Here is a 19,144-nt window from a genome sequence, read left to right on the forward strand (position 1 = left end):
CCATGGCCGGGTGGGATGGGAGTTTGGCGTGCTACTCATACTGATCGCGGTCCTAGCGGTATTTCTTGCTCCGCGGCTTATCCCGCGCGGCCCGCGGGGAGATCTGGCCAGCGGCACGCTCCTGGTGACCGGAGTCAGCCCGCGACCGGACGCAGGCGGCCAGCAGTATGTCACCATCGCCGGGATCATCACTGGGCCCACGGTCAATGAGTACGCCGTGTATCAGCGCATGGCCGTCGACGTCGACCAGTGGCCGACCGTCGGTCAAATACTTCCGGTGGTGTACTCGCCGAAGAATCCTGACAATTGGACGTTTACGCCCAACGGGCCGCCTGTCGGTTAGGCGCCGGGTTACCCTGCCGCGGGTGGGTGGGCCATCACCGTGAGCCGAACCCCGTATCGAGGTAGGACGCCGGAGGCTCGCCCTGCTGCCACTGGCACCCCCGGTACACCTGGCATCCCGTGCTCGGCCACGTCGGTCCCCGGGAGTGTGGTCAGGCCGGCGGGCGACAATGCCGAGACAGGGCGCGTCGAGGGCGCGGCCCAGCTCGGTGGGACCGATAGTTGCCCAATCGAGTTTGCCCGGCCGACACTCGCGAGCACCGTGTTGCCGACGCTCGCCGCACCGCCGGCACCCGACGCAGACACCCCACCGCCGGGACTGGTCGCGGAAACCAACTCGCCGATCCCAAAGTCGCCCGGTGTCACCTCCGCGGGATTCTCGTCGCCGACGTTCAAAAGGCCTAGGTTGCTCTCGGCCCCGATGGTCCCGGCAACAAAGGACTCGACATCCTGCGTCACACCTACCGTGGCATATCCAGCGAATATGGCGTCAAGGAAGGTGAAGTCCTCAGGGATGAAGCTCGGAATCGTCAGCGCTTGCAGCGCTTGGGTCACCGTCTCAATCAGCAGCGACAGTGGGTCGGTGGCCTGGCTGACCGCGGCGGCCTGAGCGGTCAGGCCGGCCGGGTTGGTGGTCTGCCGCGGCGGGGAGAACGGTGTCAGCAGGGCCGCAGCCGCTGAGGCGGTGGCGTAACCGTACATCGCGGCGGCGTCCTGGGCCCACATCTCGGCGTACTGTGCCTCGGTGGCCGCGATCGCCGCAGTGTTCTGGCCGAAGAAGTTCGTCGCGATCAGTGCTAGCAGCTGTATCCGGTTGGCCGCTACCACCGGTGGCGGCAGGGTCATTGCGTATGCTTGCTCGAAGGCCAGCGCTGCCGCCCTGGCTTGGATCGCTGTTTGCTGTGTCTTTTCGGCGGTCGTGTACAGCCAACCGATATAGGGAGCGGCCGTCACCGCCATCGATTCCGCTGCCGGTCCACGCCAATGCAAGGCGGCCAGTCCGGACAGCACCGATCCATATGCCTCGGCTGTGGTGGCCAACTCGGCGGCCAGCGAATCCCAGCCGCCCGCGGCAGCCAACAGCGATCCTGCCCCAGGGCCGGTGTACATCCGGGCGGAGTTGACTTCCGGTGGTAACAGTGCGAAATCCATTGTGTCTCAGCTCCTTACATTTGTGCGGATACGGTGTCGTGCTGGTCGAGAACTGAATGGGTCAAGGTGGAGTGCCAGCGGTGTTGCTGGCACTGGCCGTTTCGACGACGATGGCACCCCGGATGGCCAGCATCGACGTGGACGCCGGGCCCCACCAGTGCATACCGGTCAGACGCGCAATCACCGAGCCGTAGTTCTCTGCTGCGGATGCTAACTCCGCGGCCAGCGCATCCCAGCTGGCCGCGGCAACCAACATTGAATTCGGTCCGGGACCGCTGTACATACGCGCGGAGTTGATCTCCGGTGGTAAGAACGCGTAGTCCATTACTCCGCAGGCCCCTAACGTCGATTGCGCACCCAGCCCAATTCGGACCTCGGTGTGGGCATGCGGGAGACGGCAGTGGCTCCCCCCATGGTCACGAGCGGCTCCGAGTGGGCTCCGCTCGGGCGCAGGCCGGCTGATACTTGTTGACCAGTGCGGCAACTCGTGCCGCGGCCAGTGTACAACTGGGCGGGCAGGTTGTATGGCAGTCGACTGACGGCGGATCGGAGATTGATCGACGCCGTGCCGGCCGCATCGAGATGCGCTCTCACAGCGCGGCTATGCCCAAATATTCTGTGGGTCAAGCGATATGCAGCCGATGGACGGCCGCTGGTTCGGCAGCTGTCGGCAACTGTAAGCCATTTCTGGGACTTTGCTGTGAAAAGCTGGGCGATGGTTGTGGACCTGGACGAGCCACCCGTGCGATAGGTGAGATTCATTCTCGCCCTGACGGGTTGCGTCTGTCATCGGTCGATAAGGACTAACGGCCCTCAGGTGGGGACCAACGCCCCTGGGAGATAGCGGTCCCCGCCAGTAACGTACCGCTGAACCGACGGGATGTATCCGCCCCAGCGAAGGAGACGGCGATGAGCGATCCTCGGCCAGCTCGGGCAGTGGTCGTTGGTATCGACGGGTCAAGGGCGGCAACGCATGCGGCGTTGTGGGCGGTCGATGAGGCGGTGAACCGAGACATTCCGCTGCGACTGGTGTACGTCATCGATCCGTCCCAACTGTCCGCCGCCGGCGAGGGCGGTGGGCAATCAGCGGCCCGAGCGGCGCTGCACGACGCCTCTCGGAAGGTCGAGGCCACCGGGCAACCGGTCAAGATCGAAACGGAGGTTCTGTGCGGCAGGCCGCTCACCAAGCTGATGCAGGAGTCCAGGTCCGCGGCGATGCTGTGCGTCGGTTCGGTGGGGCTTGATCATGTCCGCGGTCGCCGGGGTTCGGTCGCGGCGACCCTGGCTGGGTCGGCCTTATGCCCCGTGGCGGTGATTCACCCGTCGCCGGCCGAGCCAGCGACAACCTCCCAGGTCAGCGCGGTTGTCGCGGAGGTGGACAATGGTGTGGTGCTGCGGCACGCATTCGAGGAGGCGAGGCTGCGCGGAGTTCCGCTGCGGGCCGTGGCTGTCCACGCTGCTGAAACACCCGATGACGTCGAACAGGGCAGCCGGTTGGCGCATGTACACCTGAGCCGTCGGCTCGCCCACTGGACCCGGCTCTACCCCGAGGTGCGGGTGGATCGGGCCATCGCCGGCGGCAGTGCGTGCCGTCATCTGGCCGCCAACGCAAAGCCGGGTCAGCTGTTCGTCGCGGACTCACACTCCGCGCACGAATTGTGCGGTGCATACCAGCCCGGATGCGCCGTACTTACGGTACGCAGTGCCAACTTGTAGGGAGCGGATCTTGGGAGTGGTGCCCTGGTGGTAAAGGTCTTCTTGGTCGATGACCACGAGGTGGTGCGTCGTGGTCTGGTTGACTTGCTTGGGGCCGATCCCGAGCTTGACGTCGTAGGTGAGGCGGGTTCGGTCGCCGAGGCGATGGCCAGGGTTCCTGCCGCGCGCCCAGATGTCGCGGTGCTGGATGTCCGGTTGCCCGATGGCAACGGCATTGAACTGTGCCGCGATCTGTTGTCCCGCATGCCCGATCTGCGCTGTCTGATCCTCACGTCCTACACCTCTGACGAGGCCATGCTAGATGCGATTCTCGCCGGTGCCAGCGGATATGTCGTCAAAGACATCAAGGGAATGGAGTTGGCGCGCGCCGTCAAAGATGTGGGCGCTGGACGGTCGCTGCTGGACAATCGGGCCGCGGCCGCGCTGATGGCCAAGCTGCGCGGTGGCGCCGAGAAGCAGGACCCGCTATCAGGCCTTACCGACCAGGAGCGGACGCTACTGGGCCTGCTTAGCGAGGGCCTGACCAACAAGCAGATCGCCGACCGAATGTTCCTAGCCGAAAAGACGGTGAAGAACTACGTGTCGCGGTTGCTGGCCAAGCTGGGCATGGAACGTCGGACGCAAGCCGCGGTATTCGCGACGGAGTTGAAGCGCTCGCGGCCACCCGGTGATGGACCATGACAACAGGGGGCCTCGTCGACGAAAACGACGGCGCCGCAATGCGTCCACTGCGTCACACGCTCTCCCAACTACGCCTGCACGAGCTGCTGGTCGAGGTGCAGGACCGGGTCGAGCAGATCGTCGAGGGCCGGGACCGCCTCGATGGTCTGGTGGAGGCCATGCTCGTGGTCACAGCGGGCCTGGACCTGGAGGCAACCCTACGCGCTATCGTGCATTCAGCGACCAGCCTTGTCGATGCGCGCTATGGCGCTATGGAGGTGCACGACCGGCAGCATCGGGTATTGCACTTTGTCTATGAAGGCATCGACGAGGAGACCGTTCGGCGGATCGGCCACCTACCGAAAGGCCTAGGCGTCATCGGGCTGCTCATCGAAGATCCCAAACCGTTACGGCTGGACGATGTTTCTGCGCACCCGGCCTCGATTGGTTTTCCGCCGTATCATCCGCCGATGCGTACCTTCCTCGGGGTACCGGTTCGGGTGCGCGATGAATCGTTCGGCACTCTGTACCTGACTGACAAGACCAACGGGCAACCGTTCAGCGACGACGACGAGGTTCTGGTCCAGGCGCTGGCGGCCGCCGCGGGTATCGCAGTCGCGAATGCCCGGCTCTACCAGCAGGCTAAGGCGCGTCAGTCGTGGATCGAGGCCACCCGTGACATCGCCACCGAGTTGTTGTCCGGCACCGAACCCGCGACGGTGTTCCGGCTTGTCGCCGCGGAGGCGCTCAAGCTGACGGCGGCTGACGCTGCCCTGGTAGCCGTTCCCGTCGACGAGGACATGCCTGCCGCTGACGTGGGGGAGCTGCTGGTGATTGAAACAGTCGGCAGCGCTGTGGCTTCCATTGTTGGGCGAACGATTCCGGTGGCGGGCGCGGTGCTGCGGGAGGTCTTCGTCAACGGCATTCCGCGACGGGTCGACCGGGTCGATTTGGAAGGCCTGGACGAACTGGCCGACGCAGGTCCGGCGCTGCTGTTGCCGCTGCGGGCCAGAGGTACCGTAGCGGGTGTCGTTGTTGTGCTGAGTCAAGGCGGTCCAGGGGCTTTCACCGACGAACAACTCGAGATGATGGCCGCGTTCGCCGACCAGGCCGCGCTGGCTTGGCAATTGGCCACTTCGCAACGTCGGATGCGCGAACTCGACGTACTGACCGACCGGGATCGTATCGCCCGTGACCTCCATGACCATGTCATCCAGCGGCTCTTCGCGATTGGCCTGGCTTTGCAGGGTGCTGTCCCGCACGAACGTAATCCTGAAGTGCAGCAACGACTCTCGGACGTGGTAGACGATCTGCAAGACGTTATACAGGAAATCCGGACCACCATTTATGACCTGCACGGAGCATCGCAGGGTATCACTCGGCTCCGGCAGCGAATCGATGCGGCCGTAGCCCAATTTGCCGACTCGGGGTTGCGCACCAGCGTTCAATTCGTGGGTCCATTGTCGGTGGTCGACAGCGCGCTCGCCGATCAGGCCGAGGCGGTGGTTCGGGAAGCGGTCAGCAACGCGGTTCGCCATGCGAAGGCCAGCACGTTGACCGTCCGGGTCAAAGTCGACGACGACTTGTGCATCGAGGTGACCGACAACGGCCGCGGGCTGCCCGACGAGTTCACCGGAAGCGGCTTAACGAACCTGCGGCAGCGGGCAGAGCAGGCCGGCGGCGAATTCACCCTCGCGAGCGTACCGGGCGCGAGCGGAACAGTGCTGCGATGGTCAGCACCGTTGTCGCAGTAGCTCTTCCGGCCACTCAACGACCTGGGACAGTTCGCGCCGTGGCGTCGGTGGCAACGGGTCGGCATTGATCGGTGCCCAACCCACTCGCAGCAGCATCTGGGGGTAGCCGCCGGCGCCGAACACCTCGGCACGGACCGCGTCGCGGGTCTTGGCGATCTCCAGCGGTTCGGTGATCGGGCAGCACGCCAGCCCCATTGCCGTCGCGGTCAACAAGACGATGCTGGCGGCCTCGCCGGCGCGCAGCCGGGCCAACCGGTCGTCTGTCTCGGTGCCTAGTGCCAGGATCGCGGCGCCGTCGTCAGCGGGTAAGACGTCGGACGGCTGAGACAGACCGGGCCCGGCGAACAGGCGACCGGGGATCGGGGCACTGGGGTCTGATGGCGGCTCGTTGCGGGCGGGAACCCCGGCCACTGAACCGTAGCGCCCACTCCAAATGGTGAGCTCGCGCAGATATTCCTCGTCGGTCACGTGGTCCAAGACAGCCTGCGCCACAATGGCTTTCATTCGGTCTAGGGCACTGACCTGCCGCAGCATGACCCCGCCACGGGCTGCTCTTGCGGCCATCAACGCGATGTCACCTCCTGGCACCGGCCAGCAACTGTAGGCGCGCCGATCGGTGCGTCGCCGCGGTATGGCCGCCGCCAAGGCGACATCGGCCTGATCGGGAACAAGCGGTTGTACCCCGATGGTGGCCAGATGGCAGCGGTCCTTGGGATCGGGGAAACGGTTTACCTTGGCCTGCCAGCCCAGCGACGCCAAAGCGACGACGCAGTGGTGCAATGCCACACCACAGCTGAGGATCAACTCACGCCCGTCCGGATCGGTGCTACGCAGCTGCATATCGGGTCTAGAGAACAGCTCCAGACTCGTCGGGCATACCCGCCACCGCCACGGCTGCGTGTTGTGGATGGAGGGGGCCCGGACGGCCAGGGTGAGAACCGTTCGCACGGTTTCGGCGTCCGGGAAATGGGTGTTCATGGCTGCCGGGCCTTTCCCATCAACGGCTGCGGTCATCTATTAAGGATCGCGCGTCGACAGCCGCGGTGGCAGAGCACGAAGGCTCGCCAGCGGAGGACCTTTGGCCCTGCCTCAACGGCTCCTCGCAGCGGAGAGTGGTACTGACGGTTGCAGATAATCCGGATCACCGGGGAAGGCGCTGACCATGAATCACCTAACGACACTTGACGCCGGGTTTCTCAAGGCAGAAGACGTGGATCGGCACGTGAGTCTGGCAATCGGCGCTCTGGCGGTCATCGAGGGGCCGGCTCCCGATCAGGAAGCCTTCTTATCGTCGCTCGCTCAACGCCTACGTCCCTGTACCCGGTTCGGGCAGCGGTTACGCCTGCGCCCGTTCGACCTCGGTGCACCCAAATGGGTGGACGATCCCGACTTCGATCTTGGCCGTCATGTGTGGCGCATCGCCTTGCCGCGGCCTGGCAACGAAGACCAGTTATTCGAGCTGATCGCCGATCTGATGGCGCGTCGTTTGGACCGGGGTCGACCGCTGTGGGAGGTCTGGGTCATCGAAGGCCTGGCGGACAGCAAGTGGGCGATCCTGACCAAACTGCACCACTGCATGGCCGACGGAATCGCGGCGACTCACCTGCTAGCTGGGCTCTCCGATGAAAGTATGAGCGACAGCTTCGCGAGCAACATCCACACGACCATGCAGTCGCAATCCGCATCTGTGCGGCGGGGTGGATTCCGTGTCAATCCAAGCGAGGCGTTGACCGCGTCGACCGCCGTGATGGCAGGCATCGTTCGCGCGGCCAAGGGTGCCAGTGAGATCGCGGCCGGCGTGCTAAGTCCCGCCGCGTCGTCGTTGAACGGGCCGATCAGTGATTTGCGTCGCTACAGCGCAGCAAAGGTCCCTCTCGCCGACGTCGAACAGGTGTGCCGGAAATTCGACGTCACCATCAATGATGTTGCGCTTGCCGCGATTACGGAAAGCTACCGCAACGTCCTCATCCAGCGGGGTGAGCGGCCTAGGTTTGATTCGCTGCGTACGCTAGTGCCGGTCTCGACGCGTTCCAACAGCGCTTTGAGCAAGACCGATAACCGTGTTTCGTTAATGCTGCCCAACCTGCCGGTGGATCAAGAGAACCCGCTGCAGCGGCTGCGGATCGTGCACTCGCGGCTGACTCGGGCCAAGGCGGGGGGACAGAGACAATTCGGAAATACTTTGATGGCGATTGCCAACCGCCTTCCGTTCCCCATGACCGCATGGGCGGTCGGGCTGTTGATGCGGCTGCCGCAGCGTGGTGTTGTCACCGTGGCGACAAATGTGCCGGGTCCACGACGGCCGCTGCAGATTATGGGCAGACGGGTGCTTGACCTATACCCGGTTTCGCCGATCGCGATGCAACTGCGCACCAGTGTCGCGATGCTCAGCTACGCCGACGACCTGTACTTCGGGATCCTGGCCGACTACGACGTGGTAGCAGATGCCGGCCAGCTGGCGCGAGGAATTGAAGACGCCGTCGCACGGCTGGTGGCGATCAGTAAGCGGCGCAAGGTGACTCGCAGGCGCGGAGCGCTATCGCTGGTTGTGTGACGAGGCCTCGCAGGCAAAGGTCTGGCTGCGGTCCGGTTCCGGACCGAACCTGAAGTGGCGGCCGGTGATCTCCCACGGGATCACCCGCACACAGTGACGTTTCAGCGTCGCGGTCCACGGTAGTAACTGGGCGCGTTCGGCTTCGCGGACCCCCGCGTCGGTCGTCAGCACCTGGGCGCGAACCTTGACGATCACGCTCCAGCCCTCGGCAACGTTGTGGTCGTCCGCCTCGAAAGCCACCGCGCACTTCGCGACGGCTGAAAATAATTTGGCGCCCTCCGCGGTACGAAACAGCACGGTGCGGCCTTGCACCACGAAATTGACTGGAAGATCCCAGGCTCATCAGCAAAGGTGGTAACTAGCCGACCGAGTGCAACGCTGCCCAGCCGGTGCCAACTTTCGTCTTCTGACAGCACGGTAACGGAATCGTCGATCATGGCTCAACCGTTCGACTTGACTCACCAAGAATGCCCGCGAAACACCCTCGGTGCCTCACGTAAATATGCCCGCGACATGGTGACCGTCGTGAGGCATGGGAAGTGGGTTGTCGATGAGATCTCGCGCGGAGGTCACCAGCAGGTACGCCAAGGCGTATGTGCAGGCTTTGAAGAAGAGCCGGGGCCGGATTTTCGACCAGGTGGTTGACCTGACGGGCTAGTCACGTGATAACGCGCGGCGCCGGCTTGTCGCAGCGGCCAAGCTATCGCCGGGGCTGGGCCGCAGTGTTGCCAAGCGGCGGCGCAAACCGCGTTCGCTGAAGTACTCCTATGACGCGCTGAAGGTGTTGCAGAGGGTGTGGTCCGCCTCGGGTGGGCAGTGCGGGAAGTATCTTGCCGCCTCGATGGTGCTGCAGCTTGATGGGTTGGAACGTCACGGTGTGTTGGAGTTTGGGCGTGACCGCTATGGCCCCGAGGTGCGTGAGGAGCTGTTGGCGATGAGTGCGGCCAGCATCGATCGTTATCTGAAGACCGCGAAGGCCAAAGACCAGATATCGGGTGTGTCGACGACGAAACCCTCACCACTGCTGCGTAATTCGATCAAGGTTCGCAGGGCCGGCGATGAGGTCGAGGCGGAGCCGGGGTTCTTCGAGGGCGACACCGTCGCCCATTGCGGTCCGACGCTCAAAGGCGAGTTCGCCCACACCCTGAACTTGACCGACGTGCACATCGGATGGGTGTTCACCCGCACCGTCCGCAACAACGCCCGTACCCACATCCTCGCCGGGCTCAAAGCTTCTGTCACCGAGATCCCGCATGGGATAACGGGTTTAGATTTCGACAACGGCACCGTGTTTCTCAACAAGCCGGTCATCAGCTGGGCCGGCGACAACGGTATCTACTTCACCCGCTTTCGCCCGTACAAGAAAAACCACTAGGCCACCATCGAGTCCAAGAACAACCACCTGGTCCGCAAGTACGCGTTCTACTACCGCTATGACACCGCCGAGGAACGCGCCGTGCTCAACCGGATGTGGAAGCTGGTCAACGACCGCCTCAACTACCTCACCCCGACCATCAAACCGATCGGGTATGCCAGCAGCGCCGACGGCCGCCGCCGACGCCTCTACGATGCCCCACAGACGCCGCTGGACCGGCCACTGGCCGCAAGGGTGCTCTCCGCGGCCCAGCAGGCCGACCTGATCACCTACCGAGACAGCCTCAACCCCGCCCAGATCGGCCGCAAAATCGCCGACCTGCAGAACCGACTCCTCATCTTGGCCAAGGAGAAAACCGAGCAGCTCTACCTCGCTAACATCCCCACCGCCCTACCCGACATCCACAAAGGCATCCTGATCAAGGCGGGCTGAACCAACCCGTTTCACGGGCATTTCTATCTGAGGCATTACGCCCTTTCTCGGGCGTCTGGCGAATCTGCAAGACGCTGTCCAGCGGCCGCCGTGGTGTGGGGGCGGGAACTGCTGCCAACGGCGGGGCTATCCCTACCCGGATCAAGGCTTGCGGCTCGCCTCGCTGCCTCGTCAGGCCCCGCACGATGTCACGACTGTCACTGGATTCGATCAGATGGGTCAACGTGCAGGTAGCCATGCCGGCCATGGTGCACTCGAGTAGGATGGTCGACAGCACTTCGCCACACCTCAGTGCGTCGGCTCGCGTGTCGCTAGGGGTCGACAGCACAAGGACTTTCGATCGGTCATCAGCTAGCTCGGCACGGCGATTCTGGTAGCTCCGGACCGGGAAGTCACGGCCCAGGTCAACCCGCAAGCGTTCGGCGTCTGATGCCAGCGTATCCGGCGGCACACCATGGGCCAGCACGAACGGTGAAGTCCACCATTCGAGTTCGGCGTGATAGTACGGATCGTCCCGCCGCAGGACTTCGCTGAGTTGTGACGCTACCACCAGTCGTGTTCGCTGGTCGTCGGATACCACATCAAGCATCGCAACGTCTTTGTCGACGGCGTCGCGCAGCGCGGGCTCAAACAGGTGCCAGTACATCGGGCTGTCAAACGGAAGCCGATCGGTTCGGCGCTGCAGAATCGCCTGGGCGCGGTTTCGCTGTCCCGCCGTGACGTGATCGATGGGACTGAATTCGACGGTGGCCAACTGGTCAGGTTGGTTCGGCTGGGGAAAGCGAGTGATATTCGCCTGCCAGTGCGCGGCCGTCATGGCGATGCGAAGGTGATCGAGTACGGCACCGCAACTGATGATCGCTTGCCGGCCGGAATGGTCGGTGGCCGGCACCGTTCGGTGGCGGTTGACGAACAGGTGCACAGTAGTGTGCTCGGAGCCGCTTTCGGCCACCCAACGCCAGGGCTGGCTGTTGTGCACCGACGGCGCCCGGCATGCCAGCAAGACTGCGTTCTTGAGCACCTGTATGTCCACAACGTTGACGGTATGGTCATCCGGTTTGATCAAATAGGGTCATTGGTCCTCTCAATGAAATCCCTTGCGTCACTGTCGTTTCAGCGGTGTCTGCGCGAGAATTCTAGTTTGGTCGCGGCGCTGGACCGGCTCGATGCTGCGGTCGATGAGCTGAGCGCTTTGTCGTTTGATGCGTTGACCACTCCGGAGCGGGATCGCGCCCGTCGCGACCGGGACCATCATCCTTGGTCCCGCTCCCGCTCGCAGTTGTCGCCACGAATGGCGCACGGTGCAGTGCACCAATGCCAGTGGCCGAAGGCGGTTTGGGCTGTCATTGACAATCCATGAAGATGCCTGCCGCATCATATCCGTTGTGCTCGTTGTTCTAGAAGTCCGGCGTGCTGAGCCATCGGTGCGTCACGATGTGTCGATTCATTCGGTAACGATTGTTTAGTTAACCCTTGTACGAGACCCTTCTGGGCGGCTGATTGGGCTGGGGTTGCGATGGTTTTGGGCTTTTCGTGGCTGCCGCCGGAGATCAACTCGGCGCGCATGTTTGCCGGAGCCGGCTCGGGGCCGTTGTTTGCGGCGGCCTCGGCGTGGGAGGGGCTAGCCGCGGATTTGTGGGCATCGGCATCGTCGTTTGAGTCGGTGCTCGCCGCGTTGACGACTGGGCCGTGGACCGGTCCGGCGTCGATGTCGATGGCTGCTGCCGCGTCTCCGTATGTCGGGTGGTTGAGCACGGTGGCGTCGCAGGCGCAGCTGGCGGCCATTCAGGCTCGCGCGGCAGCGACGGCGTTTGAGGCCGCGTTGGCGGCCACGGTGCATCCGACGGCGGTGACGGCGAATCGGGTGTCGCTGGCGTCGTTGATAGCGGCGAACGTTTTGGGTCAGAACACCCCGGCGATCGCAGCCACGGAGTTCGATTACCTGGAGATGTGGGCTCAGGATGTGGCTGCGATGGTGGGCTATCACGCTGGGGCAAAGTCCGTGGCGGCGACGTTGGCGCCATTTAGTCTGCCGCCGGTGAGCTTAGCCGGGTTGGCCGCGCAGGTGGGTACCCAGGTTGCCGGGATGGCGACGACGGCGTCGGCTGCCGTGACGCCGGTGGTCGAGGGTGCGATGGCGTCGGTGCCGACCGTGATGAGCGGGATGCAGTCGCTGGTGTCGCAGCTGCCGTTGCAACATGCGTCGATGTTGTTTCTCCCGGTCCGCATCCTGACGTCGCCGATAACGACGTTGGCGAGTATGGCGCGTGAAAGCGCGACCAGGTTAGGTCCGCCGGCTGGCGGGTTGGCTGCCGCGAATACGCCGAACCCGAGTGGTGCGGCTATTCCGGCGTTCAAGCCGCTAGGCGGTCGGGAATTGGGTGCGGGGATGTCCGCTGGCTTAGGGCAGGCTCAGTTGGTGGGGTCGATGTCGGTGCCGCCGACGTGGCGGGGGTCGATACCCATTTCGATGGCTTCTTCAGCGATGTCCGGGTTGGGTGTGCCGCCTAACCCAGTCGCGCTGACGCAGGCGGCCGGGGCCGCCGGTGGTGGTATGCCGATGATGCTGATGCCAATGAGTATTAGCGGTGCCGGCGCTGGTATGCCCGGTGGGCTGATGGATCGTGATGGTGCGGGTTGGCATGTCACGCAGGCACGTCTCACTGTGATTCCACGAACCGGGGTTGGCTAGCAGCGCGGGTCAGTATTCGTAGTCCGGTCTGTGTGACGGAGGTCGGAGCGGGCTCCGGCTCGACAACATCGAATCAGCTCGCTTGCATTGAGGGGCGTAGTTATGCCAAACCGATGGGAAGGAGATCCTTATCGCTCTCGGTCAGTTCCTCTACCTTAGCGCCGTTGCCGCCACGCAAGTCAACCCTGCCACGCGTGACTCGGCCGACGAGATCGTCCATGGGCAATTGGCGAAGAATTTTGTGGTAGAGCGCACGTATCGTGGGTGCCGGCTCAACACCGAGTTCCTCTGCGAGCGTGGACTTGAGTCTATGATATGCGTCGATTGCCGCGGACTGGTATTCGTTCACGTAGTAGCCGAGCATTAACTGCTTCCATAACGACTCGCGATAAGGATGCATCGCAACGAGTCTTTCCAATTTAGGGATAACGACGTCGGCGCGTCCGCAGGCGATTGCAGCTTCGGCCAGCTTCGTATGGACGAGGAGCTCATCTTCGGTCAACGCCCTGCTGAACATTTGGACAAACATAAAGCTGCGTAGGTCCCCCAGTACTGGACCGCGCCAATTCTGCAAGGCCGAATCTAGATAACGGATCGCCTCGCTAAAATATCCTTTGGCAGAAGCGCGCAGTCCCGATTCTTTCGCTGCCACGAAACGGTCGAGATCGCATTGCTGTCGATCTCCAATGAGAAGGCGATAGCCCGGCGGCTCACTAACCAAGATGTTGCGCGAATCAACGCCTGCATCGCTCAGGGTCCGGCGAAGGTTGCAAATGTACGTGTGGACGGTGCGTCGGGCTCGTGCAGGTGACGACTTCTCCCAGATTGCCTGGACCAGTGCGTCGGCCGCTACGACTTGGTTCCGGGATAGCAACAGCATGGCGAGCACGGCACGTTGTTTCGGCGTTCCCAATGGCAGTTTGGTGCCCCGGAGGTTTAGTTCCAGTGGTCCTAAGACGTTGAATTGCACAGCACCTGCCGTCGTTGCGTTCAAAACTCCACTCCTGTGATTGGGCGAAAACGGCCGTTGCCCCACAAGATCCCGCCGGCTTGTCCGGTGCCGGGGGCCGATCGGCGCCGTTGCCGATCAACGGGGGCCCAACAAGAGTCGCCGCCGCCACCCCTACCGACTCCGGGGCCACGCTGACAAACAGCATCGAAACCTCCTACCGCCAAATGTCGACGACTCGGCCGCGCTCACCGTCCGCTTCCGCCGAGGTGGGCAACCGGCCAACCCCAACGATCCCGAACGCGCCACGGACGGGCGCAGGAACAAACCTCACCAACATCGCCAGAATGTGGTGCACAATGCACCTGGTGCCTCGATCTCATCTCGTGGTAGTGCCGAGACCCTCACAGCGCGGACGAGCGCGGCGGACCCCTGAACCACTCCGGGTTTCATGCACACTTCGTTACGTGTGACCGGTGTGCTGCCCGATCGGTTGTTGAACCAGCGTTTCGATGTCGCCGGAGTCGAGGTCGACCAGCCGGGCGGTCAGCCAGTCACTGTGGTGTTCGCCGAGGGCGGGTGCGAGCTGGCCGGCGAGGTCGTGGACGTGCTGGCGAGCGTGGTAGAGGTCCACGATCGGGGTGGCTTCGGGCAGGATCGCGGTGGCCAGGTTCCAGATCCAGGGGGCGCCATCCCACGCCCGCAGGTGCGGCAGTGGTAGCAGGCGCGGAGCAACCGGACCCGGTCCAGCACGGTATCGAGGTTCTTGTCGCGGTAACCGACGAACCACGCGCAATGCCCTTGCCCGCAATCGATGCGCTGGCCCCGGTGCCCGGTGTCGGCGCCCAGCAGCTGCTCCAGCAGCGAGGAGCCCAGCCGGGTCATCGCAGTGCGGATCGCCAACTCCACTGCGACCAGGTCGGCACCGAGGATCCCAGCGCACCGACCGCGAGCGCAACCAGCCGCTCTACCTCGGCGGTGAACTCCGCCGCGATCTGGTCGCAGAGCCCCCTTTTTTGTGCCCCGTTGTGCCGGCCGGGGGCGCCGTGGCCGCCGGGTTCGGTGGGCGGGCCTCGCAGATCGCCTCGTTGACCGCCACGATCTGCTCACTGACCTGCGCGAAACGGTGATAGTTGGCCAACTCGGCGCGCACCTTGTCCACCTCCTCGACCGAGAGCTGCCGCCCCTTGGTACCCCGCCCGGCCACCGTGCGCGTCCACAAATATCGCGGCCCATGCCCGGGGTGACCCTCTTGCGCGCACACACAATTGGGCTTGCCGCAGCGGCGATAGTTCTCACTGATCGAGCCGCGCCGGAAATCGCCGGTCGCGGCCAACTGGTCATACAGTCGCGCTCGCCGCTGCTCCAGATCCTCCAGCGAGTCCTCGCCCACCCGCGTCTCCCTATTCTGGTTGTTTATCCAACAACCAGAATACACCGCGCCCAGCCTCAACTCCCGCTACCTACATTCGTGTTGCACACCCACCCCGCGCCGGGGCTGTGCCTTCATCACTCGCAAAGAGATGCTCGACCCCGGCTCCGCCGCGCCGAGGCGGGCACACCAAGATCCTGCACCGCCTGATGAGCCGCCAACCGATCATGGGCCCAACCCCAATTAGGGGCCGTCGGTTGCGGGTAGTGCGTGAGGAGTTTGCGTGGTTGCGGTCCCGGCTGCCGACGTTGTGGACGAACTCGTATTTTGTGGCCACCGTTGGCGGTTTCGGCTTGAGTTGACCGAGGAGCAGGAGCGGTTGGATATTCCAGGGCGGCTTTCATCCGTCGGAGAAGTCAACAGTCCCTTGCTGGCACGCGGGGTCACGTCGGCCAGGTAACAAGGAGTTCCTTGATCCCCACCGAATGTAGGCCCTTACCCCGTCGTTCCAAATCCTCAAACGGTCTTGCGAGTTGAAGTTGCGGAAATCGCTGGGTAAGCGAGGTGAAGAACGTCGTCAAGCACATGCGTGAATACGCTGAGGCCGGGCAAGCATGTGGACCATATCCAAATGCTATGTGTTCGTTCGGATTACGTTCGACATCAAACTCATCGGGGTCCAGGAATTGGTCGGAGTCGCGGTTAGCCGAAGTGATAGAGGTAAATGCTGGGCTCCCCGCCGATAGCGCGGTTCCGGCAATGACGACATCCTCGGTGACAACTCGCAAGTGCTCAATTTCAGTTGCCGGATTAAACCGGACTATTTCTTCAACCGCACGAGCGACACGGCCTGGGTCTTCAACGAGCCGTTCATATTGATCGCGGTGGTGCAGCAGGCTCGCCAGCCCGTTTGTGATCACGGCGATCGGTGTGTCGACTCCTCCGATCACGACGGTGAGGAGCATGCCGACAACCTGCTCGTCGGTCATGGTGGACTGTTGCCGGTTCGCCTGGGCGATCGTGCTAAGTAGGTCATCACCCGGTTCGGCGAGCTTGCGGTGCAGTATGTCGATGACCATCGTGCACAGTGCTGACCACCGCCGGCTCACCTCCTCGTCGCCGATCTCACACACGGACATCGCCGCATCCACGTGCGCCGCGAGCTCGTGCACGGTTTCGGGCTCGACCCCGAGTAGCTTGGCCATGAGCTGTTCTCCGATAGGGACACTTACTATTTCCTGGAAGTCCACCGGTGGTTCCGCGGCTGCCAGATCGTCGAGCGCATTGTCGACGATCTGTTGGACAACGGGCCGCATGCGTGCGATGAAGCCGGGATTTAGGCCCTGCGCGAGCAGACGGCGGGCCGCGGTGTGTTGGGGCCCATCGATGCTCAACAAGCTGGGGCAAAGCTGCACGAACGGCACGAACGGGGGCGACGACGGGTGCGCTGCCGCCCTGCAGCTGAAACGCTTGTCGGACAGCACTCCCTTTACATCGTCAAAGCGAGTGACGAGCCATGCTGTGTGCCCCGAGGGCAACTCTATCGGGGCTACCGGACAGCTGTTTCTCAGTTCCGACAGCATTGGGGACGGCTCCGTCGGGACCGGCCGGTCGAACGGGAACGTCGGAATCGAGGTGCTTGTCATCGCACTCCTCTCGGATCGTTATCGCATGCCACGTTTTGCTCTTCCGGGTACATCGACATCCCGCCAACCCATCGCCCTGGGGCGAGATCCTCAAACGGGAACGTCACCCAACCTCGCTCGAATCGCGCGACATCGCGAGCCCAACGTGCCCATTGTCGTGGGAACCTCTTCACAGATTGTCAATTAACCGGGCTGCTGAACCGCCCCGGTTTCATGCACACCTCGTTAGCTTCCGCGGGTGGGAGGCGGCGCGGTCGGTGCATCAGACTGGCGGTATCGGAGCGGTGCGAAACGGGTTCTCAACAAAGGACGTGCGCATACAACCAGGGACCGTTCACAGTGACCGTTGGGCGATGATGCGCCGCGACGGCTCTGAACCATCGGTGTCGACCACCCGAATCACCGTGAAGCCGGCGGGAAGTTCAGACTCGGGCTGGCCTGGCTTCAAGCACCATTCGGCTCGACGGGTATCCCGAGCGACATCGATGGGCCGCCGCCATGCCTCCCACGCCACTACACCGCCCGGCGCCACAGCCTCGCAAGCCTGGCGAAAAGTGGGCGGATGCCAGAATAGTCGGCAAAGTACCAGAGCAAAGCGTCCATCCCCCGACTGCCAGGAGCAGAGATCGGCGTGCACCAGTGTGAGGCGATCGGCCAATTCCCGTCGGGTCGCTTCGAGCTCGAGCTGAACCAACGCGGTATCGGAAACGTCGATCGCAGTCACGCAGCGGCCCGCCGCGGCTAGCCCCAGCGCGGTGCCGGACCGACCGCACGCCAGTTCCAGAACCGGCCCTTCTGGCACCCCGAACTGCAGCACGTCGCCGAGCCAGGATATGGGCGCAAATACCGCCTCCGTGGGGTCAGCGCACTCGTATTTCGCGTTCCAACGAATGCGGTCCGGGTGGTCGGCGAGCAGGGCCGATGGAGACGGACTCATGGTCTATCGCCGACCCATTCAGCACCGGTCGAGCTGAATTCCTTCTTCCAAATCGGCACTTCCTGCTTAAGCAACTCGATACACATACGCGCGGCGTCAAATGCCTCCGCACGGTGGGGAGCTGACGCGCCAATAACGACCGCGGCATCACCGATTTGCAATTCACCGGTCCGGTGCGCGACAGCAACGCGGACACCCTCGGCCTTGTCTTCACACCGTCCGATGATCGACATCAATGTCCGAATCACCATCGGCGGATACGCCTCGTAGAACAACCGCGTGACATCATGCCCGGCATTGTGGTCACGCACGTTTCCCACAAATATGACAATGCCGCCTTGTTCGGGGCCCGAGACGGCGGCTAGCACTTCGTCCACACTCAGCGGCTGATCAGTGAGCCGACAGTAAGGGTAGGCACCTTCAGCTACCACATTGGCCATTCAGACATCCTTCCTAGCTATCAGGTGATCTTGACGTCTACCTCGTGGATGCCCGCGCCCGAGGGCTGCACCACCGCGTCGCCGTTGCCGGCCGCCGACAGCGCGCGCAGCGTCCAGGATCCGGGCGCGGCGAAGAACCGGAAATCGCCGGTGGCCGACGCGACGACCTCCGCGGTGAACTCGTCGGAGGAGTCCAGCAGCCGCACGAACGCGCCGCCCACGGCCTGGCCGTCACCGTCCACTACGCGGCCGGTGATCACCGTTTCTTTTTCCAGGTCGACGCTGGCCGGCAATGTCAGTCCTTGCTTGGGTCCAGAGCACATATCAGCTTCCCAACTCGATCGGGGCGCCCACCAGGGAGCCGTATTCTGTCCAACTGCCGTCGTAGTTCTTGACGTTTTGGTGTCCGAGTAATTCCCGCAACACGAACCAGGTGTGCGAGGACCGTTCCCCGATTCGGCAGTAGGCAATCGTTTCCTTGCTGTTGTCTAGGCCGGCGTCGGCGTAAAGCTTGGCCAACTCCTCATCGGACTTGAAGGTGCCGTCCTCGTTGGCGGCCCTGCTCCACGGCACGTTGATGGCACCAGGAATGTGTCCGGGCCGCTGGCTTTGTTCCTGCGGCAGGTGCGCGGGGGCCAGGATCTTGCCGGAGAACTCGTCGGGAGAGCGCACGTCGATGAGGTTCTTGACGTTGATGGCCGCCAGGACCTCGTCGCGGAATGCCCGAATCGTGTTATCCGGCGGGGAGGCGGTGTAGGAGGTCACCGGCCGGCTGACCGGGTCGCTGGACAGCGGGCGTCCGTCGAGCTCCCACTTCTTGCGGCCGCCGTCGAGCAACTTGACCTTCTCATGGCCGTAGAGCTTGAAATACCAGTACGCGTAGGCGGCGAACCAATTGTTGTTGCCGCCGTACAGGATCACCGTGTCCTCGTTGGCGATGCCACGCTCGGACAGCAGCTTGGAGAATTGCTGGGCGTCGACGAAGTCACGTTTGACCGGATCCTGCAGGTCGGTGCGCCAGTCCAACTTGATCGCGCCGGCAATATGGTCACGGTCATATGCACTGGTGTCCTCGTCCACTTCGACGAAAACGACCTTCGGCGCGTGCAGATTGCTCTCAGCC

At 63.4% G+C, this 19,144-nt stretch carries 20 protein-coding genes and 2 pseudogenes; 9 read left to right on the top strand and 13 right to left on the bottom strand.

Translation table 11 applies throughout. The annotated features are described in order from the left end of the window. Window positions 1-10: 10 nt before the first annotated feature. The gene (locus ABQE93_RS26505; protein ID WP_003416383.1) at window positions 11-343 is read left to right on the top strand and encodes a hypothetical protein; all 333 of its coding nucleotides are present in this window, start codon (window positions 11-13) and stop codon (window positions 341-343) included. 8 nt (window positions 344-351) lie between these two features. On the opposite strand, the gene ABQE93_RS26510 is transcribed toward ABQE93_RS26505, so the two are convergent. Together ABQE93_RS26510 and ABQE93_RS26515 are read right to left on the bottom strand one after the other, a co-directional pair. Continuing rightward, window positions 352-1,494: a PPE family protein gene (locus ABQE93_RS26510; protein WP_003416381.1), complete on the bottom strand. Its 1,143-nt coding sequence runs from the start codon at window positions 1,492-1,494 to the stop codon at window positions 352-354. A 130-nt stretch (window positions 1,495-1,624) separates the two neighbouring features. Further along, a pseudogene (locus tag ABQE93_RS26515) lies at window positions 1,625-1,819 on the bottom strand (PPE domain-containing protein); the annotation flags it as partial. 584 nt (window positions 1,820-2,403) lie between these two features. On the opposite strand from ABQE93_RS26515, the gene ABQE93_RS26520 reads away from it, so the two are divergent. The 3 genes from ABQE93_RS26520 to dosS are packed head-to-tail and all read left to right on the top strand — an operon-like array spanning window position 2,404 to window position 5,624. Next, a complete protein-coding gene (locus ABQE93_RS26520) occupies window positions 2,404-3,210 on the top strand; it encodes a universal stress protein (protein WP_003416373.1) in 807 nt (268 codons plus the stop codon). 27 nt (window positions 3,211-3,237) lie between these two features. Beyond that, on the top strand, window positions 3,238-3,891 hold the full coding sequence (dosR, locus tag ABQE93_RS26525; RefSeq protein WP_015630715.1) for a hypoxia response regulator transcription factor DosR/DevR: 654 nt from the start codon (window positions 3,238-3,240) through the stop codon (window positions 3,889-3,891). Next, window positions 3,888-5,624 (top strand): hypoxia sensor histidine kinase DosS/DevS, encoded by a 1,737-nt coding sequence (gene dosS, locus ABQE93_RS26530; RefSeq protein WP_003899933.1) that lies wholly within the window; start codon window positions 3,888-3,890, stop codon window positions 5,622-5,624. The genes dosR and dosS overlap by 4 nt, the downstream gene beginning before the upstream one ends. Here the strand turns inward: dosS and ABQE93_RS26535 are convergent. Next, window positions 5,604-6,602: an Acg family FMN-binding oxidoreductase gene (locus ABQE93_RS26535; RefSeq protein ID WP_003416362.1), complete on the bottom strand. Its 999-nt coding sequence runs from the start codon at window positions 6,600-6,602 to the stop codon at window positions 5,604-5,606. The genes dosS and ABQE93_RS26535 overlap by 21 nt on opposite strands. A gap of 184 nt (window positions 6,603-6,786) precedes the next feature. Between ABQE93_RS26535 and tgs1 the strand changes: the two genes are divergently transcribed. Then, window positions 6,787-8,178 carry a diacylglycerol O-acyltransferase gene (gene tgs1 / locus ABQE93_RS26540; protein WP_003899932.1) on the top strand — a complete coding sequence of 464 codons (1,392 nt, stop codon included), beginning with the start codon at window positions 6,787-6,789 and terminating at the stop codon, window positions 8,176-8,178. Here the strand turns inward: tgs1 and ABQE93_RS26545 are convergent. Beyond that, a complete protein-coding gene (locus ABQE93_RS26545) occupies window positions 8,161-8,493 on the bottom strand; it encodes a pyridoxamine 5'-phosphate oxidase family protein (protein WP_003416360.1) in 333 nt (110 codons plus the stop codon). The genes tgs1 and ABQE93_RS26545 overlap by 18 nt on opposite strands. A gap of 478 nt (window positions 8,494-8,971) precedes the next feature. Here ABQE93_RS26545 and ABQE93_RS26550 point away from each other — a divergent pair, with 478 nt between their 5' ends. Together ABQE93_RS26550 and ABQE93_RS26555 are read left to right on the top strand one after the other, a co-directional pair. Then, window positions 8,972-9,553, top strand: a complete 582-nt coding sequence (locus tag ABQE93_RS26550) for an integrase catalytic domain-containing protein (protein WP_003904179.1) — start codon at window positions 8,972-8,974, stop codon at window positions 9,551-9,553. A gap of 81 nt (window positions 9,554-9,634) precedes the next feature. Then, window positions 9,635-9,985 (top strand): hypothetical protein, encoded by a 351-nt coding sequence (locus ABQE93_RS26555; RefSeq protein ID WP_003416355.1) that lies wholly within the window; start codon window positions 9,635-9,637, stop codon window positions 9,983-9,985. Here the strand turns inward: ABQE93_RS26555 and ABQE93_RS26560 are convergent. Next, window positions 9,972-11,006 carry an Acg family FMN-binding oxidoreductase gene (locus ABQE93_RS26560; RefSeq protein ID WP_003416354.1) on the bottom strand — a complete coding sequence of 345 codons (1,035 nt, stop codon included), beginning with the start codon at window positions 11,004-11,006 and terminating at the stop codon, window positions 9,972-9,974. The two genes, ABQE93_RS26555 and ABQE93_RS26560, sit on opposite strands and share 14 nt — an antisense overlap. A gap of 495 nt (window positions 11,007-11,501) precedes the next feature. Between ABQE93_RS26560 and ABQE93_RS26565 the strand changes: the two genes are divergently transcribed. Then, window positions 11,502-12,677, top strand: coding sequence for a PPE family protein (locus ABQE93_RS26565; protein WP_448438083.1), 1,176 nt, complete (start codon window positions 11,502-11,504; stop codon window positions 12,675-12,677). Window positions 12,678-12,777: 100 nt separating this feature from the next. On the opposite strand, the gene moaR1 is transcribed toward ABQE93_RS26565, so the two are convergent. From moaR1 to ABQE93_RS26580, 3 genes are all read right to left on the bottom strand, one after another. Then, window positions 12,778-13,647: a transcriptional regulator MoaR1 gene (moaR1, locus tag ABQE93_RS26570; protein WP_015630713.1), complete on the bottom strand. Its 870-nt coding sequence runs from the start codon at window positions 13,645-13,647 to the stop codon at window positions 12,778-12,780. 442 nt (window positions 13,648-14,089) lie between these two features. Continuing rightward, entirely contained in the window at window positions 14,090-14,584 is a 495-nt protein-coding gene (locus tag ABQE93_RS26575) for a hypothetical protein (RefSeq protein WP_003901547.1), read from the bottom strand. Window positions 14,585-14,593: 9 nt separating this feature from the next. Then, window positions 14,594-15,019: a DUF6788 family protein gene (locus tag ABQE93_RS26580; RefSeq protein ID WP_003912101.1), complete on the bottom strand. Its 426-nt coding sequence runs from the start codon at window positions 15,017-15,019 to the stop codon at window positions 14,594-14,596. A gap of 221 nt (window positions 15,020-15,240) precedes the next feature. Here ABQE93_RS26580 and ABQE93_RS26585 point away from each other — a divergent pair. Next, window positions 15,241-15,360 (top strand): annotated as a pseudogene (locus tag ABQE93_RS26585) (IS200/IS605 family transposase); the annotation flags it as partial. Window positions 15,361-15,441: 81 nt separating this feature from the next. Here ABQE93_RS26585 and cyp141 read toward each other — a convergent pair. The 5 genes from cyp141 to ABQE93_RS26610 form a co-directional block, all read right to left on the bottom strand. Further along, a complete protein-coding gene (gene cyp141 / locus ABQE93_RS26590; RefSeq protein ID WP_003899925.1) occupies window positions 15,442-16,644 on the bottom strand; it encodes a cytochrome P450 Cyp141 in 1,203 nt (400 codons plus the stop codon). 334 nt (window positions 16,645-16,978) lie between these two features. Continuing rightward, on the bottom strand, window positions 16,979-17,581 hold the full coding sequence (locus ABQE93_RS26595) for a class I SAM-dependent methyltransferase (protein WP_003899924.1): 603 nt from the start codon (window positions 17,579-17,581) through the stop codon (window positions 16,979-16,981). Continuing rightward, window positions 17,578-18,021 carry a molybdenum cofactor biosynthesis protein MoaE gene (locus ABQE93_RS26600; protein ID WP_003899923.1) on the bottom strand — a complete coding sequence of 148 codons (444 nt, stop codon included), beginning with the start codon at window positions 18,019-18,021 and terminating at the stop codon, window positions 17,578-17,580. Before ABQE93_RS26600 ends, ABQE93_RS26595 begins: the two co-directional genes overlap by 4 nt. Before the next feature lie 20 nt (window positions 18,022-18,041). Further along, complete coding sequence (locus ABQE93_RS26605; protein ID WP_003404278.1) at window positions 18,042-18,344, bottom strand: DUF1416 domain-containing protein; 303 nt, start codon at window positions 18,342-18,344, stop codon at window positions 18,042-18,044. A gap of 1 nt (window position 18,345) precedes the next feature. Next, window positions 18,346-19,144 (bottom strand): sulfurtransferase (locus ABQE93_RS26610; RefSeq protein WP_448438084.1); only part of this gene is annotated, 799 nt, incomplete at its 5' end.

It is taken from the genome of Mycolicibacterium sp. XJ662 (assembly GCF_053484035.1).